General features: G+C 60.5%; 16 protein-coding genes. 8 read left to right on the top strand and 8 right to left on the bottom strand.

The features are described 5' to 3' along the window. Nucleotides 1-155: 155 nt before the first annotated feature. Together AC53L6_RS00465 and AC53L6_RS00460 are read right to left on the bottom strand one after the other, a co-directional pair. The gene (locus AC53L6_RS00465) at nucleotides 156-872 is read right to left on the bottom strand and encodes a response regulator transcription factor (RefSeq protein WP_299599779.1); all 717 of its coding nucleotides are present in this window, start codon (nucleotides 870-872) and stop codon (nucleotides 156-158) included. Beyond that, complete coding sequence (locus AC53L6_RS00460) at nucleotides 869-2,485, bottom strand: sensor histidine kinase (RefSeq protein ID WP_299773462.1); 1,617 nt, start codon at nucleotides 2,483-2,485, stop codon at nucleotides 869-871. The genes AC53L6_RS00465 and AC53L6_RS00460 overlap by 4 nt, the downstream gene beginning before the upstream one ends. Nucleotides 2,486-2,772: 287 nt before the next feature. Here AC53L6_RS00460 and AC53L6_RS00455 point away from each other — a divergent pair, with 287 nt between their 5' ends. From AC53L6_RS00455 to AC53L6_RS00435, 5 genes are read left to right on the top strand one after another with little or no spacing between them, the layout of a single operon-like run. Beyond that, a complete protein-coding gene (locus tag AC53L6_RS00455; RefSeq protein ID WP_496906408.1) occupies nucleotides 2,773-4,029 on the top strand; it encodes a glycosyltransferase family protein in 1,257 nt (418 codons plus the stop codon). 30 nt (nucleotides 4,030-4,059) lie between these two features. Continuing rightward, on the top strand, nucleotides 4,060-5,301 hold the full coding sequence (locus tag AC53L6_RS00450; RefSeq protein WP_496906407.1) for a glycosyltransferase: 1,242 nt from the start codon (nucleotides 4,060-4,062) through the stop codon (nucleotides 5,299-5,301). After that, nucleotides 5,301-6,449, top strand: a complete 1,149-nt coding sequence (locus tag AC53L6_RS00445) for a glycosyltransferase family 4 protein (protein WP_496906406.1) — start codon at nucleotides 5,301-5,303, stop codon at nucleotides 6,447-6,449. The genes AC53L6_RS00450 and AC53L6_RS00445 overlap by 1 nt, the downstream gene beginning before the upstream one ends. Further along, entirely contained in the window at nucleotides 6,446-8,236 is a 1,791-nt protein-coding gene (locus AC53L6_RS00440; protein WP_496906405.1) for an ABC transporter ATP-binding protein, read from the top strand. The genes AC53L6_RS00445 and AC53L6_RS00440 overlap by 4 nt, the downstream gene beginning before the upstream one ends. Before the next feature lie 16 nt (nucleotides 8,237-8,252). Then, nucleotides 8,253-10,361, top strand: coding sequence for a phosphotransferase (locus AC53L6_RS00435; RefSeq protein ID WP_496906404.1), 2,109 nt, complete (start codon nucleotides 8,253-8,255; stop codon nucleotides 10,359-10,361). A 199-nt stretch (nucleotides 10,362-10,560) separates the two neighbouring features. Here the strand turns inward: AC53L6_RS00435 and AC53L6_RS00430 are convergent, their stop codons facing one another. After that, nucleotides 10,561-10,959 carry a c-type cytochrome gene (locus tag AC53L6_RS00430; protein WP_299208144.1) on the bottom strand — a complete coding sequence of 133 codons (399 nt, stop codon included), beginning with the start codon at nucleotides 10,957-10,959 and terminating at the stop codon, nucleotides 10,561-10,563. Nucleotides 10,960-11,074: 115 nt separating this feature from the next. Here AC53L6_RS00430 and AC53L6_RS00425 point away from each other — a divergent pair, with 115 nt between their 5' ends. Then, nucleotides 11,075-11,635 (top strand): DinB family protein, encoded by a 561-nt coding sequence (locus AC53L6_RS00425; protein ID WP_299773471.1) that lies wholly within the window; start codon nucleotides 11,075-11,077, stop codon nucleotides 11,633-11,635. Here the strand turns inward: AC53L6_RS00425 and AC53L6_RS00420 are convergent. Further along, the gene (locus AC53L6_RS00420) at nucleotides 11,632-12,096 is read right to left on the bottom strand and encodes a hypothetical protein (RefSeq protein WP_496906403.1); all 465 of its coding nucleotides are present in this window, start codon (nucleotides 12,094-12,096) and stop codon (nucleotides 11,632-11,634) included. The genes AC53L6_RS00425 and AC53L6_RS00420 overlap by 4 nt on opposite strands. Before the next feature lie 98 nt (nucleotides 12,097-12,194). Further along, nucleotides 12,195-12,794, bottom strand: a complete 600-nt coding sequence (locus AC53L6_RS00415; protein ID WP_496906402.1) for an FMN-dependent NADH-azoreductase — start codon at nucleotides 12,792-12,794, stop codon at nucleotides 12,195-12,197. A 94-nt stretch (nucleotides 12,795-12,888) separates the two neighbouring features. Between AC53L6_RS00415 and AC53L6_RS00410 the strand changes: the two genes are divergently transcribed. Next, nucleotides 12,889-13,770, top strand: coding sequence for a LysR family transcriptional regulator (locus tag AC53L6_RS00410; RefSeq protein ID WP_299599769.1), 882 nt, complete (start codon nucleotides 12,889-12,891; stop codon nucleotides 13,768-13,770). Next, complete coding sequence (locus tag AC53L6_RS00405; protein WP_472728950.1) at nucleotides 13,755-14,654, top strand: DMT family transporter; 900 nt, start codon at nucleotides 13,755-13,757, stop codon at nucleotides 14,652-14,654. Before AC53L6_RS00410 ends, AC53L6_RS00405 begins: the two co-directional genes overlap by 16 nt. Here AC53L6_RS00405 and AC53L6_RS00400 read toward each other — a convergent pair. The 3 genes from AC53L6_RS00400 to AC53L6_RS00390 all read right to left on the bottom strand — a co-directional run bounded on the left by AC53L6_RS00400 (nucleotide 14,651) and on the right by AC53L6_RS00390 (nucleotide 16,205). Beyond that, a complete protein-coding gene (locus AC53L6_RS00400; RefSeq protein ID WP_496906401.1) occupies nucleotides 14,651-15,550 on the bottom strand; it encodes a glycosyltransferase family 61 protein in 900 nt (299 codons plus the stop codon). The two genes, AC53L6_RS00405 and AC53L6_RS00400, sit on opposite strands and share 4 nt — an antisense overlap. 71 nt (nucleotides 15,551-15,621) lie before the next feature. Then, nucleotides 15,622-15,957: an ArsR/SmtB family transcription factor gene (locus AC53L6_RS00395; protein WP_189368186.1), complete on the bottom strand. Its 336-nt coding sequence runs from the start codon at nucleotides 15,955-15,957 to the stop codon at nucleotides 15,622-15,624. A 38-nt stretch (nucleotides 15,958-15,995) separates the two neighbouring features. After that, nucleotides 15,996-16,205 carry a hypothetical protein gene (locus AC53L6_RS00390; protein ID WP_299208158.1) on the bottom strand — a complete coding sequence of 70 codons (210 nt, stop codon included), beginning with the start codon at nucleotides 16,203-16,205 and terminating at the stop codon, nucleotides 15,996-15,998. Between the last annotated feature and the right edge of the window lie 54 nt (nucleotides 16,206-16,259).

The raw sequence follows: 16,259 nt of genomic DNA, 5'->3' as shown, positions 1-16,259 counted from the left end.
GGTTGCTGGCGGGCCTATGTCACTGTCGAACGTGAGTCAAGAGTTGTGGCCGGATATGGGTAGAAGGCCTGCTTCGCGGTACACAGCCGCCATAGGAGTTGCCCATCAGGACGACCGCTTCTGTTGTTGCGTCGATTTGAGAGATGGCTGTTCACCTATTGCGAACTTTGCTCCAGCGCGTCGCTCTCAATCTCCAAGACATACCCGAACCCGCGGACGTTCCGCAGAACCACATCTTTTGTTGCACGCAACAACTTGCGGCGCAGATACAAAATATAGACCTCGACAACGTTGGTTTGGGGATCAAAATCATACCCCCACACCGCGTTGAGGAGTTCCATCCGGTCGACAGGACGATCCGTGTGCTGCATCAGATGCGCCAGCAATGAAAACTCTGTCGCTGTAAGCTCGATCGGCGCATCGTCGACCGTCACTTTTTTGCGCGCACGGTCAAGACACAGCGGCCCAATGCGGAGTTCTTCGTCTTGAGCGCCAGCAGTGCGGTCCGCCCGCCGCAACAGGGTTTCGACACGCATGGCCATTTCCGCGAATGCAAAGGGCTTGGTCAGATAATCATCAGCACCCGCTTCAAGGCCTTCGAGCTTGTCCTCCAGCGCGTCCTGCGCCGTGATCATGAATACCAGGACATCATCGCCCGCCTGGCGCAATGAACGACACAATTCAGCCCCCTCGGCGTCGGGCAATAGCCGGTCGAGTATGACAAGAGAGTAATCCCCGTCTTTTAGTCGCTGCACAAATTCCGCGCCGGAGTGTGTTACATCAACAACGTGCCCGCGCCGACGCAGAGTGTCGGCAATCATCTCGCTGATCTCGGGATCGTCCTCGACGACCAGAATGCGCGCGGTGCTCACGGCGTTGTCCCTGCTGCAATCATACCTTCCGCATCAAATGGCATGTCCAATCGCACCGTCGCGCCACCCTCGCTGTGGTTTTCGATGCTGATGGTACCGTCATGCTGTTCCATGATCCAACGGGCGATGGCCAGACCCAGCCCGCTGCCGCGCGCTGACTTGCCGCTGCGCACGGGCCCACGCCAGAAACGGCTGAACGCGTGTTCGGTTTCTTCAACGACAAACCCAGGTCCACGATCAGATACCCTGACCACGGCCCGATCTTTTTCGCAGGTCAGATCCACGTGCACCACACTTCCTGGAGGTGCGATACGAACAGCGTTGTCCAACGGAATAAGGATGGCTTGCCGCAACCTCTCGGCATCGCCCTGAACAACGACCGGTTCGGTTGGTTGGTGTGGTCGTATGGCGATGTCCTTACGACGGGACAGTTCCTGGCTGTCCAGCAGAGTGTCGGCCAGAACGTCCTGCATATTGATGCGCTGCCTTTCTATGGGGATGGCTCCGGCTTCGCTGCGGGCCACGAACAACATATCTTCGACCAAGCGGCTCATCTGCTCGGCCTTGACCCGGACGCGTTCCAATGCCGCACGCATGTCTGCGGCTGTCGCGTCCGGGTCGCTCAGCGCTATCTCGGCCTTGCCACGCACGACCGTCAGAGGCGTGCGTAGTTCGTGGCTCAGATCTGCAAGGACACGCGCGCGCCCTTCCGCAAGGTCTTTTTGCCGCGCCGCGGCGTCTTCCAGTTCGATTGTACGGGCCGCCACCTCTGCCTCCAGACCAGATTTTGCGGACAGCAGGGCATTCCGCTGCTGCGCGATCTTGTCCGTCATGGCGTTGAATTGATCGGCCAGGCGACCAAGCTCGTCCCTTTGCGTGATTTCAACGCGGTAGCTGAGGTCACCATTTGCCACCGCATCCGTGCCCTTCGACAGGGCATCAACCGGCCGCAGAACACTTCGAAAGAAGAAAACGCCGAGAATAATGACAAGTAGGGCCATCACTGCAACGAGGCCATAGGCGGCGGCGCGCATGCGTTCGATCAGGACGTCCATGGAGGCTATCGCGCCGCCGACCTCCCGGATTTCTCGCGTGACGATTGTCGCCAAAAGGTGATCGAGCGCGTCATCCAGGCGTTTCTCGACATCTTCACGATAGATCCTTCGGGCCGTTTCCTCGTCCCGATTGACCAGAGCGGTACCGATCTGAATGCGCTTTTCTTCGATTTTTTCGACAATTGTGCGCAGCTCGGCCATGACCTTCAGTTCGGCCTCCTCGTCGACCAACTCTTCAAAGTCCCGAATGCGCACAAGCGCTTCGATCTCTGCATGGATGGAGGCTTCCATGGTCTGGATCGCTCCAAGCAGGACATCGTGCGCGGCTTCAACCTCCGACGGTTCGGGGCCAAGGGTCAGAAGTTCGGCAATCTGCTCCGAATAATCGTTTGCCGCACTCTCCATTGTTTTGACCGCCAAGGTCTGATCGTACGACGCGCGCATCTCTCGCAAGGCTGCGTCGTTGATGCGCAAAAAGACAAGAAGGCTGAGCGCCACGATTCCGGTCAACAGAACGACCAATGCGAGGCTCAGAACGATCTTTGTCCCGAACCTCATGTTCAATGGGCGTTCACGGTTGGTCAGAAATTCACCGGATGCGGCGTGCGATGTGCTGGTTTTGGTCAACATACCCCTAAATACGGCCAAAAGCCGCCAAAACCACCGCCTTCCGGGTTCTCTTAGTGAATTCTAATTTTACCAGGCGGCGGAGCGCGCCTAGCTATCTCTATGAAAGTTTTGTGACAGGAGATGCAGCGAGGATCGCGCTTTGAAGGGTATTTGCGCACCTTTATCTTTGGCTGCAAACGGGGCGTAACCCCATGGTTTTTTGGAAGGATTTTGGCATGCCGCGAACAATCACATCTTCGGCCAAGCGTGCGCCGCGGATCATGCTCTATTCGCATGATACGTTGGGCTACGGACATCTCCGCCGCAACTTGTTGATTGCAAGTGCTCTGTCGGAACTGGATCTGGAACCCGAGATCCTGTTGATTGGTGGCATGCGAGAGGCGGGTGCCTTTGCCCTTCCGCCGCGCACCGATTGCGTGACGCTTCCCGCCTACGCCAAACAGAGCGATGGCAGCTACAGGCCACGAGAGCTGGGAGATGATGTTGGGCGGCTGGCCCGGATGCGCAGTCGTATCATCAAGAGCGTTGCCGCGGGTTTTGACCCCGATCTGATGATTGTCGACAATGTGCCGCGCGGTGCGCAGTTTGAACTGGACAGCACCCTTGCGGCCTTGTCGCGTGAGGGGCGCTGCCGCATTGTGCTGGGCCTGCGCGATGTGATTGACGATAGTCGGGTGGTGCGGCGCCAGTGGTTGCGGCAGCGCAATTTCGAGACTGTGCGCAAGTTCTATGACCAGGTCTGGATCTATGGCGATCCACAACTCTACGACATTCTGAACGATTGTGGCATGGGCGAGAGGTTCGCGGGGCGTGCGCGCTATCTGGGCCTTCTTGATCCTTCTGGGCGCCGCGAAACCAAGCAGGCGGCAATTGATCGAGACACCATCGCCGGCAGCGACCCGCGTCCTTACGTGTTCTGCGCGGTGGGTGGTGGTCGCGATGGTGCGGATCTGTGCGAAGCGTTTGTCCGAGCGCCGATGCCGCCCGGGCATCGCGGTGTCCTCGTGACCGGGACACAGATGCCAGAGACACTTCGGAACGGCGTTTTGCAACATGCGGCGGCGCGCGATGACATGACCGTGCTGCCCTTCGTGCGCGAGCCCATCGCAGCGATGGCAGGAGCGGCCCGCCTGGTCGGCATGGGTGGTTACAACACCACAATGGAATTTCTGACACTCGATGCGCCATCCCTGATCGTCCCGCGTTGCACCCCACGGCGAGAGCAGGTGATGCGCACCACACGGCTGGCAGCGCGCGGTCTGGTTTCGATGCTTTTGCCCGAGGACCTGTCTCCAACATCCCTTGGCGATTGGCTCGTTCATCCTGCGCCACATCGCGGAGCAGCGCCAGACATGAACGGACTGATCAGGGCCCAGGAAATGGTCCGAGCGATATTGACCGATGAACCAACGGATGCAGCCATCCAGCGCAACCACAAACCCGGACCAGAGCGGTTTGTCTCGGCTGCCTGAAGCCACAACCTCGGAGAAAGGATCAATGCCATGTCATCGACATCGAACTATCCGCCCACATCACGCGTCGGATATGTGCTGAAACGCTATCCGCGGTACTCTGAAACATTCATCGTGAATGAAATTCTGGCGCATGAAGCTGTGGGGCAAGAAATCGAAATCTTCGCTTTACGCCCTGTTGAGGAAACACATTTTCAGGATCAACTCGGTCAGGTGCGCGCGCCGGTGACCCGCTTGCGTGACAAGTTTTCCGGACCCGAGCCGTTCTGGCAGCGTCTGTCTGCGGCATGTGAGGAGCGGCCAGCCGCGTTGAATGTATTGTCCGAGATCGACGGGATTGTATCGGGTCAGGATGTTGCGCAGGCGCTTGATCTGGCGGTTGAGGTTCAACAGCGCGGCGTCACCCATCTGCACGCCCATTTCGGAACCGTGGCCACCTCGGTTGCGCGGCTGGCCGCTGCGATGGCCGGGATCGGGTATTCCTTCACGGCCCATGCAAAGGACATATACCACGACTACAACGCTCCTCAGCATCTCGACCTCAAGTTCAGGGATGCGGACATGGCTGTCACCGTATCCGACTACAACCTTAGATATCTGAGGGACACCTTTGCCGCGCCCCGTGCCGTGCGGGTCTATAACGGCTTGGATCTTGATCGGTTTTCCTGGACAGCGCCTGAACCGCAGGCGCAGGAAATCCTTGCCGTTGGCCGGTTGGTTGAGAAAAAGGGGTTCCATGTTCTGGTCGAGGCACTGCGCATGATGCGCAGTGAGGGTCGGAACGTAACCTGCCGCATCGTGGGCGCGGGTGATGAAGAAGACCACTTGCGTGCCCAGATCGCAGAGTCCGATTTGGCCCATTGCGTGCAGCTTGAGGGGCCGCGTCCACAAGCCGGGGTGATCAGCCTGATGCGAAACGCAGCCGTTCTGGCCTGCCCCTGCGTCGTTGGCTCGGATGGCAATCGCGATGGCTTGCCGACAGTTCTGCTAGAGGCGATGGCCGTCGGTCTGCCCGTTGTCTCGACCGACGTCGTAGGCATCCCTGAACTCGTCCGCGATGGGGAAACCGGATTGCTGGTTGCCGAGGGTGATCCCGAAGCACTTGCAGCGGCGCTTGCGCGGATGCTCGACGATGTCAGCTTGCGCCAGAGCGTGTCGCAGCAAGCCCGCGTTTTGATTGAACGCGATTTCGACATCGCCAACAGCGCCGGTGCCCTGCGCGCGATCTTTGCCAAGTCGATCGCACGGCGGAACCGCAAGAAGGTGGCCTGATGCACATTGCCTATGTCTGCACCGATCCCGGCATTCCGGTCTGGGGGGCCAAGGGCGCGTCGATCCACGTTCAGGAAATGCTGCGCGCATTCTTGAAACGGGACGCCAAGGTCACGCTTTTGACGCCACGGGGCGAGGGCGCGCCGCCGTCCGATCTGGCTGGCGTTGAGCTGCATCCTCTGCCACCCGCGCCAAAAGGCGATGCCGAAAGCCGGGCGCGTGCTCTTCTGGCTACAAACGACACGTTGGCCAACGGGCTGGACATGCTGCAGCCCGACCTCGTGTACGAACGGCATGCGTTGATGTCCTGCGCGGCCATGGAGTGGTCCGCGCGAAATGACCGGCCCGGGGTGTTGGAGGTAAACGCACCTCTCATCGCTGAACAAGCGATGCATCGGCAATTGGCCCTGCCAGAGCAAGCGGAAACTGCTGCCCGGCGGTCCACACAGGCGGCCCGACTGTCGTGTGCGGTCACGGAACCTGTCGCGCAATATGTGCGGGACATGGGCGGTACAGACGTAATCGTGGTGCCGAACGCAGTGAACCCTGCACGCTTTCCCGCACCAAAGCCCCGGCCAGAACGACCGTTTACGGTGGGTTTCCTCGGGTCGATGAAACCTTGGCACGGCTTGAACACTCTGGTTCAGGCCTTTGCCCAGCTTCGGCACGTCGTGCCGGATGCAAGGCTGCTGATTGTCGGGGATGGTCCGGAGAGGGCGCAGATCGAGGTGCAAGTCAGGGAGTATGGTCTGTCAGGTGCCACAGAGATCACGGGGCTGTTGCCTGCCGCGGATGTGCCCTCGGCGCTGGCGCGGATGGACGTCGGGACTGCACCCTATCACGCGATGGAGGATTTCTATTTCTCGCCTCTCAAAATCTACGAATACATGGCTGCCGCGTTGCCGGTTGTCACCACTCACACGGGCGATCTGGCACTGCTTGTGACCGACAATGAAACCGGTCTGATAACGCCACCCGGGGATGCCTATGGGTTGACCCAAGCTCTGGCCCAGCTGGCGGCTGATTTGCCCTGGGCGCAAGCCATGGGCAAGGCTGCGCGTGCCCATGTTCTGGCGCATCACACATGGGATGCCACCGCGGATCATGTCCTGACCCGCGCGCTGGATGGCAAAGCGCGGGCGGCATGAGCGAAGCATCTGAAACCTCAGAAGCGGGCCTCGGGCTTGGCGCCGTATTGCGGCGGTTTCGCCCGTATATGCGCGGTCATGTGTTGGCTTTGTGTGGCGCGGTTTGTGCGCTTGTCCTGTCGACCTTGATGCGGTTGGCCGAACCTTGGCCGCTCAAATTTGTTATTGATGCAGTCGTCCCCGTGCCGGGTGCGAACGCACCGGCGGCGACATTGATCGATCCGATGCTGCTGCTTGCGCTGTGCGCCGGAGGGCTGTTGCTCGCTGTTCTTCTGCGTGCGGGCTTTCATTATCTCGCGACGATTGTCTTCGCGGTCGTGGGCAATCGAATGCTAACGCGCCTGCGTGCGGACCTGTTCCGGCACCTTCAGTCGTTGTCCATCGGATTTCACGCCAAGTCGCGCACCGGCGATCTGACCATCCGGTTGGTGAGTGATGTGGGCATGCTGAAGGACGCTCTGGTCACAGCGGCTATGCCGCTTCTGGCCAATGTCCTGATCTTTGGCGGTATGGTTGGCGTCATGCTCTGGCTCGACTGGCGACTGGCCCTTGTTGCACTGGCTCCGTTGCCTCTGCTGTGGCTCTTGTCGCGACTGCTGACGGTCCGCATCCGCAAGGTCAGCCGGACGCAACGCAAGCGGCAGGGGGCCCTGGCTGCCACGTCGTCCGAGGCGCTGGCCGGAATCGCTTCTGTGCAGACGCTTGGATTGGAAGAGCACATGAACAAGGCGTTTTCGGGCGCGAACGACAAGGAAATGCGCGAGGGCGTCAAGGGCGCGCGTCTGACCGCTCGGTTGGAGCGGTCGGTCGATGTGCTGGCGGGGTTGGGCCTTGTCGCAGTGCTTTACTACGGAACTTTGCAGGTTCTTGATGCGCGGATCACGCCCGGGGATCTGTTGATCTTTGTCAGTTACCTCAAGCACACATTTCGGCCCGTCCGCGGCTACGCAAAATACGCCGCGCGCCTGGCGAAAGCTCTGGCCGCCGCCGAGCGGGTTGTCGATCTGCTGGATCGCGAAGACGCTGTGCGCGACAGGCCCGATGCGCGCCCCGCCCCGTCCGATCTGGGCGGCAAACTCGGTTTCGAAAACGTGCACTTTGCTCACCAAGACGGCGCAAAAGTTTTTGATGGGCTTAACCTGACCGTCAACGAAGGAGAGCGCGTCGCGGTGATCGGGCCATCGGGCGCGGGCAAGTCGACGCTTGCAGCGCTCGCCTTGCGTCTTCACGACGTGCAGGACGGGCGTATCACGCTTGATGACACAGACATTCGTGATCTCACGCTGCAATCATTGCGATCCAAGGTTGCGTTTGTGCCGCAGGACCCCCTGATCATGTCAGGGACAGTCCGGGACAACCTTGCCCTTGGCCTTGATTGCGACCCAAGTGACCAAGAGCTTGAAGATGCCGCACGTCGCGCTGTGCTGCATGACTTCATCATGTCGTTGCCCGATGGTTATGACACGATGCTGGCCGAACGCGGAGCGACCTTTTCGGGCGGCCAGCGCCAGCGTCTTTCGCTCGCGCGGGCCTTCTTGCGCCGCACACCGGTTCTGATCCTTGATGAACCGACCACAGGGCTGGACCGTGAAAGCGCAGCGTCGGTGATCGCAGCGATTGATGCTGTATCTGAAGAGCGTACGACGCTGTTGATCACCCACGACCTCATACTTGCATCGCGGTTTGACCGTATCGCAACGATCTCGGGCGGTGGAGTGGCGGAAACCGGGGATGCATCCGCGTTGCGCGCGGCGGGCGGTTGGCTGGCCGCTGCCGAAGCTAGCTAGTCCGGAGTGACAAAGTATGCCGTGGACAGTTGACTTGTCGCCCGCCGATGCAGCCCTGTGTGCGCAGGATCCAGATTTGCCCGGCCTTGGTGCGGTTCTGAACGCCGCGCCCCTCGCCAAAACACTCGGACTGGGTGAGCTGCGCCATAGCTACCTCAAGTACAAACCGGGGACGAATTGCGTCGCAGGGCTTGTCCCTAGGGACGGCAGTCTTGGGGCTTGGGCGGCGATGACGTACCCGCCTGTCCGCTGGCCGGATATCCGAAGCCGCCCAAAGTGGAACAAGAAAGCCCAGAAGGTGATTTATTTCGATGACGCATTTACAGTGTTTGTTCCGCTGGCCCTGGAAAGACGTCTGCCAAACGCCCGCAAATTATCCGCCGAAAAGTCCCGTGCAGAACTACTGCACAGTCTTGGGCTTTCCCACCACACGCTCAAGATCCTCAGGTACAAGCCCGGACGCCGGATCGTGTTGCGCGCCGATGGACCAAAGGGGTCACGCGCAGTGTTGAAGCTGCACGCAAGGCAGGCAGACTTCGACCGCGCTGTTGCCGGCGCTGTTTATGCCGAGACCATGTGCGGACCAGCGATGATCGCAACCTCGCCGACCGACCTGGCAATCGCGACTGCATGGACACAAGGTCATGTGCTTTCGCCACTGTCCGAACCCCGTGATTTCGTCCTGTCGGGGGCAATGCTGGCGAGACATCACGCGGCGGGTGATCCAAAAAATCTGCCTGGGTTGGGCGCCCCCAAGCCGCACCGAACGGTCCGGGCCATAAGCAATCTTCAACCGAATCTAAAGGCGCGGGCGCAGCACCTTGCCGAACGGCTGCCTGCGTTGGTGGCAGACGACATGGTGGCGATTCACGGCGATTTTTCCGCGGATCAGGTGGTGCGGGAGACGTTCGGCACCGTGATCCTTGATTGGGACCGCGCCGCGTATGGTCCCGCGGCGCGCGATCTGGGAAGTGCATTGGCAAGGCTTGACTTCGACGAGATCGAGGGCCCGCTGACTGAGGACGCGCGTAGGGCTTTGATTGAAGGCTATGCCGCTGTCCGACCACTTCCCAAGGGCGAGAGTATAATTGCACATCGCGTGCATGCTCTGTTCGCACTTGCTGTCGAAGCGTTCCGTGACCGGAGGCCCGATTGGGACCGCTACCTTGGCGGTGTCCTCGACCGCGTTGAGCAGCTCTGTCAGACGTCTCAGATGCCGAAAGCACCAAGCGCACTGCCCAGTTTGTCCAGCGCGCTTGACCCTGAGCATGTGCACGCTGCTCTGGGCGCAAGGCCCGTGGAGGTTGCACTGGCAAGGCTCAAACCCGGGCGCCGCGCCTTGGTCCGATATGACATGCCGGACGGTAATGTCTTGTTGGGCAAGGTGCGCGCCAAGGGCATCGATCTTTACGCGCCCCGCATTCAGGCAAAACTGCGCTCGGCAGGGCTGGACGGAAGCGACGGGGTCGGTGTCCCGCCGGTGGCAGGCACAGCGGACAGCCTGGCGCTGTGGCTGCAGCAGGTCGTTCCCGGCCGCTCGCTTGGCGATATGTTGGATGACCCAAACTGCGATTGTTTGGACGCGATGCGAGGGACCGGGCGTGCGCTCGCCCGGCTGCATCTCACACCGGCTCAAACGGAACGGCGATGGACGCACGCAGATGAATTGGCTGTTTTGGAGAAGGCTCTGTCAGAAACAGGTTACAAAGATATTCTGTCTCTTGCCAAAGCGCGACTTGCCCGACTTCCACCGGCGCCGGACGTCGGGTTGCACCGTGATTTCTACTTCGACCAGGTCCTTGTCGGACCAGACACGGTCTGGTTGGTGGATCTGGATCTTTATGCACAGGGCGATGCCGCAATCGACCTTGGGAATTTCCTGGCTCACCTCGATGAGCTTGCCCTGCGGCGCGGCAACGACGCGGGACATTTTGATGCGCTCGAGGATGCCTTTCTGAGCGGGTATCGCCTCTCTGCGCTATTACCGGATCCACGCCGCATTGGTTCGTTTCGCTGGATTTCTCTGGCGCGCCATATCGCGATTGCCACACGGTTCCCGGAGCGCCGGCACACAATTTCGGCGATTGGGGCGTTGTGTCGGAAAAAGCTGTTGGACGGCACTTAGGCATCACCCGAGGAGTCTCGGGGGCGCGCGGCGTTTACAAGGCAATGACTTTGATCACTGAGGTTTCAAGCCGACCACACACGCTTTGCTGTTGGTCCGACAAAAGCGCAAATCGGACATTGGGACTCGAAGTCGCATTAATAAGGGTTGGGCCCTCACCGGACCCAGACCGCACGCCCATTGATACGAGCCACCTGCCTTACTCCTGGATGCTTTCCAAATAGGCCATCAGGTCAACGATCGGTTGACTGGTCAGGATCGGTTGGCCGGTCTCGGCTTTGATGGCTGTATCCTCGCCTTCGAAGTACCAGCCATAGACCGGCATGGGTGAGCCGTGGCTGACCAGCGGGTCGCGCCCGTCGATCCGCGACACCACGCGTATGATGGGGAAGGTGCCATCGTTGCGGGCCGCAAGGTCAAGCAGGCTCGGCGGTTGGAGCAGGAGGGCCGGACGCATAGGCCCTTTGCCATCTGCTTCGACTCCGTGGCAGGTCGCACAATGGCGCTGGTAGAGCGTGGCACCCGTGCTTATGTCCTGAGCCAGTGCGGTCAGCGGTGCGGTGCATATCAGGGCGAAGGTGGCGATGAGCTGCTTCATGGTCCGTCTCCTGTCTGGTACGCATCGCAAGATAAGGGCTGACGGACAGCGCGCTGTGATCTTGATCAATTTTTGACGGATTCTGCTTAGGCGAAACTGGAAAGGGTATTTCACGATGACACCCCTCTTTGCACCGCAAGCCTACAACAATGCGTGGTCGAACTATCGTCTGCATCGCGCATGCGCGGCACTGGACCCGGATGAGCTGACGGCGCCCCTTCCTTCTTTCTTCGGGTCAATCATTGCCACGCTCAATCACATCCTGATTGTCGACCTGTTCTATGTGTCGGCGCTGGAAGGTGCCTGTGTTGGTCCGGCCGCCTTTGTCGAGGAGGTGCCGCATCCCGATATGTCCATCTTGCGCGCGGCGCAGCGTGATGTGGATCGCCGCCTGATTGCGGTCACCGAGGACGCGACCTTGTCGGACCCTGCGCGCCTTGTTCAGATGGCACGCGACCGCGGCGTTCAGGAAGAGCGGTTCGATCGCACATTTCTACACTTGATCCAGCATCAGATTCATCACCGTGGTCAGGTCCATGCGCTTTTGAGTATGACCCCGGTTCCACCGCCGCAGCTGGACGAGTTTTACATGGCTTGGGACAACGACGCGCAGCGCCGCGCGCCGGATTTGACCGATATGGGCCTCAGCGACGCTGACATTTGGGGCGGACGTTAAGCAGCGCGCCGATAAGCTTTCAGCCAGTCGTTGATTGCAGTGGCCGACCGGCGCGGGCCATTGCCGGACATGTAGGCCTCGACCAGCGGATAGGGGGCGCTGGCATCGTGGAAGGTCAGGATCGGGCGGGCTGTGTCCGAGAAATCGTCAACCTCGGCGCGGCGCACGGCCTCGAGTCTGTAGACGGCGTTTTTGTATTTGAAGAGTGTGCGGCGCTGGACGGTCGCGGTTCCCGCATGCGCGTCAAAGATGACCTGATCGCGCTTGATGGCCATTGCGAAGATCCCCAGCGGCACACCTGCGCCCAGCAGCACAGTCAGCAAGCCGCTGGTTTCCCCGGCCGCCATCAGAACAAGGCCTGCCGCCGCGCAGGCGACGATGCAGATGATCAACGCACCGCCAAGCAGCCATGGCGCATGTGCCAAGATCAATTGCGTCGGCATGTTGCGTAGAACAGTCATGTCTTGACGCTATCCGCACTGTAGCGCGGCCCGCAATGGCAAGCCCGCCCCGCAAGTGATGCTTGGGGGCGGGGTGATTGCAAACAGATGCCTGTTTGTCAGGCTGCGAGTTTCTCGATCTCGGCCTTGGCGTCTTTGACTGCTGCGTCGCCATTGGCCACGACTCGGTCTGCGGCGATCACTTCGACATCATGGATGCCGACAAAGCTCATGACCTGCTTTAGATGACCGGAGGCGAAGTCGACCTCGCTGCCGACGGGCGTGCCACCAGTCGCCAGGGCGATGATCGCGCGTTTGCCCTCGAGCAGGCCGACAGGTCCGGTTTCGCTGTACCTGAAGGTCACTCCGGCCCGGGCAATCAAATCGATCCACGCCTTCAGCGCGGCGGGGACACCGAAGTTGTAGACAGGGGCGCCGATGACGATGGTGTCAGCAGCCTTCAATTCGTCCACCAGGCTATCCGACAGGGCCAGGGTATCGCGCTGTGCTGCGTCCCGGTCATCGGCTGGGGTGAAGTTGGCGTTCACCCAGCTTTCGCTGATTTGCGGCAGGGCTTCGCTCAGGTCGCGGCGGATCACCTTGCCGCCCAGTTTCGAGACAATGCCGGCTGTTAGTTCACGGGTCACGGAGCCTTTGGTGCGGGCGGAGCTGTCAATGTGCAGAATGGTCATGGTCGGGTCCTCTGTATGGGAGTGCATGTCGTCTGCCGGTAGAATTGGCTCTTGCAAATTCGAACGCAATTCCTGAAACTCAACAGCATCTGTTAGGATTTGCACAAAGAGTTTTTGGCCGATGGACAATTGGGACGAGATCAAGACCGCCTATCAAGTGGCCCGCATGGGCACGGTCAGCGGGGCGGCCGAGGTTCTGGGCGTTCACCATGCCACCGTCATCCGTCACATCGATGCGCTTGAGGGGCGGCTGGGCGTCAAACTGTTTCAGCGCCATGCCCGCGGCTACACCCCGACCGAGGCGGGCGATGATCTGTTTCGCGTGGCGCAGGCCACCGATGACCAGTTCAGTCAGCTTGTCGGGCGTATCAAGGGGCGCGGGACCGAAGTGTCCGGTGAGCTGGTTGTCACGTCGCTGGTGAACATGGCGCCCCGCATGGCGCCTGTATTGACAGAATTCCAGCACAAGCATCCCGACGTTGTTGTGCGTTACCTGACGGGAGAGCGCCTGTTCCGCCTTGAATATGGTGAGGCGCATGTCGCGATCCGTGCAGGTAATGCGCCGGATCAGCCGGACAATGTCGTTCAGCCCTTTGTGCGTCAATCGATGGGGATATATGCAACCAAGGCCTATGTCGCGGAACACGGGCATCCCGAAGATATTGGGAAGGCCAAGGGGCACCGTTTTGTCAGTCACGACTCTGCCGACAACCGCGCGCCGTTCCACAAGTGGTTGCGCAGCCAGGTGTCAGAGGACGATATCACCTTTCGCTCAACCGATGTGCGTGCGCTTGAACAGGCGGTGCTGGCCGGGGCAGGCATCGGGTTCCTGTCCGTGCTTGAGGCGCGGGCCAATCCCAATCTGGTCGAGATCATTCCCCCGCGCGAGGATTGGTCGTCACCGCTGTGGCTGGTGACCCATGTTGATCTCCACCGCACCAACAAGGTTCAGGCGTTCCTGACCTTCCTCAAGGAAAAATCCAAGGATTGGCACGTCCTGTGAACGCGGGACTGCGCGGCCATGCGGCCATGTTGCTGTTTTCGGCGCTGGTTGCCGGATCCTTTTCGCTGGGCGCCATGGCGGCCAATGAAATCGCGCCCGCCGCCCTGAATGCGGCGCGCTTCTGGATCGCGGCCCTGGTGATTGGCGTGGCCGTGGTGATGCGGGGTGGCGTGCCACGTTCGGCCTTGCAGGCACCTTGGCGCTACGCGCTGCTGGGCGGGCTTTTTGCCATATACTTCGTGCTGATGTTCGAGGGGCTGAAAACGGCAGCACCCGTCAGTGCGGCGGCTGTCTTTACACTTACCCCGGTCATGTCAGGCGTCTTTGGCTATGTCTTGCTGCGCCAGATCACGACACCCCGCATGGCGTTTGCCCTTGCTGTCGGGGCGGCGGGCGCGCTTTGGGTGATTTTTCGGGCAGACCTGTTGGCGTTGTTGGCGTTCGAGGTTGGGCGCGGCGAGATCATCTATTTCTTCGGCTGCGTCAGTCACGCGATCTATACGCCGATGGTGCGCAAGATGAACCGGGGGGAGCCCGCGGTCGTGTTCACCTTTGGCATGCTGATTGCGGGGGCCGTTTTGCTGACGCTGTGGGGGTGGCGCGATCTGGTGGCGACGCCATGGGCGGACTTGCCCGGCATTGTGTGGGTGACCCTTGTCTATGTGTCGATCTTTGCGTCAGCGGCGACCTTCGTGCTGCTGCAATTTGCGACGCTGCGTCTGCCGTCGGCCAAGGTCATGGCCTATACGTACCTCACGCCCAGTTGGGTGATCCTGTGGGAGGTTGCGCTGGGCAATGGCGTGCCGCCGGGCGTCGTTTGGGTTGGCGTGGGGCTGACCATCGTCGCCTTGTCCCTGTTGTTGAGGGATGAAGAGCCCGCCTAGAGAAACCCGTTCTCGGACAAGGCGGTCCGCAGCGTATCCACGCAGAGTGGTGCAGGTGTTTCACCGGTCAGGGGGCGTTGACGCGGGTCGATGACAACCGGTTTCGGGCCTGCAAAGCTTTGCATTTGGGTGGAGAGATAAGACAGCATCTCGCGCCGGTTGCGGCGCATGAAGATCGCTGCACGTGCGTCTGATCGCATTGCAAATGGCGCGAGGTGGAATGCCGATCCGTCCGATCCGACGATGCTGCGTGCGGCGCGGATAACACCAAGCTGTGTTTCGAGCGGGTGCTTCTGCGGATGGAAGACAAAATACCCGGCCTTTTCCATCATTGCCTCGATCTCGTCCTCGCGATCAACACGCTGGTGGTCGCGCTTCAAACCTGTGCGTGACACATAGAGTTTCTCGGGGCCGTCCACTTTGATCTGCGCAAATCGCTTCTGCGTGTATGCGCGGAATTCCGGCGTACCGGTCAGCCAGGGGCCATGGCCGAACCCTGGTGTCGGCAAGACCAGCCTGCCGACCCGGGTCGGTGTTCTTATGACGCGCAACGGGATGCCATCGCAGAACCGGTCAACAACGGGGGCCAGAATACCGCTCAGAACGGGTTCCATATGCATGTGGGCACGCGTTGGAACGACCAAACCATCCGGTGGGGTCTCAAGGTGGTCGAGCGCCCATAGGCGCACGAGGCTTTCCAGCATGAAGTGGCCAAAATGCGTATGTCCAAACCCGGCGTAAAGATATGTGCCTGGCAAATGGTCTTCCGCGGGCTCCGGATGTGGGGCGGCGCTCACCCGTCCTCGGGACAGGCGGGCCTGTGACAGGGGCAGGAATGACCCGCGTCTGTCGAACACACCGTGCGGGGTATCGTCACCTTCGATCATGTTGGGCATGACAAGCGCGCCCCGCACCATGCGAAGGCGCGCGGGTGGAAGTGCATCCGGCAGCTGGGTCGCGACATCGATCAGAGCGGGTCACCCTCTGATAACTCTGCGGCCAGAAACCGTTCGAACGCATCCATGTTCACAGGTTCGAACTGGCCAAATCCCTGCATCCAGACCGAGGCCCCGCGCATCGCGTCGGGGTCCAGTTTGCACCATTTCACGCGCCCGCGCTTTTCCTGTTGGATCAGCCCGGCGCGTGTCAGGATCGTCAGGTGCTTGGAGATCGCAGCAAGCGACATCTCGAACGGTTCGGCCACGTCCGTGACGGCCATGTCATCCTCGAGCAACATCGTCAGGATCGCCCGCCGCGTGGGGTCGGCGAGTGCGGAAAAGACGGTGTCGAGCGGATCGGCCATGGCCTGTCATACCGGGCACCGGAGCCAAGGGAAAGCGATCAGAGGTATGGGTGTCTGCTTTCACGCGACGGCCAGCGGTGTGACATGAGCGCGCGTTGATGCGGTGTGAGCCCGATGTCACGCGCGATTTGGTCGGTCATCGGGGGCAACGCGGTGCCCTTGGGTGGTTTGATCTTGCGCTTGGACTGCATGAAATTCGCACAAGTGGAGAGGGCGCGCAAAAGCGCGTTTTGACGGATGGTAAGCATGAGAAGCCTCGTCTGTTGAGGAATGCTTGCAGTTTGCCCGAACTTCGGCATTGC

This window comes from Tateyamaria sp. LSS28 (assembly GCF_059611725.1).
This window is presented reverse-complemented; position numbering and strand designations above follow the sequence as displayed.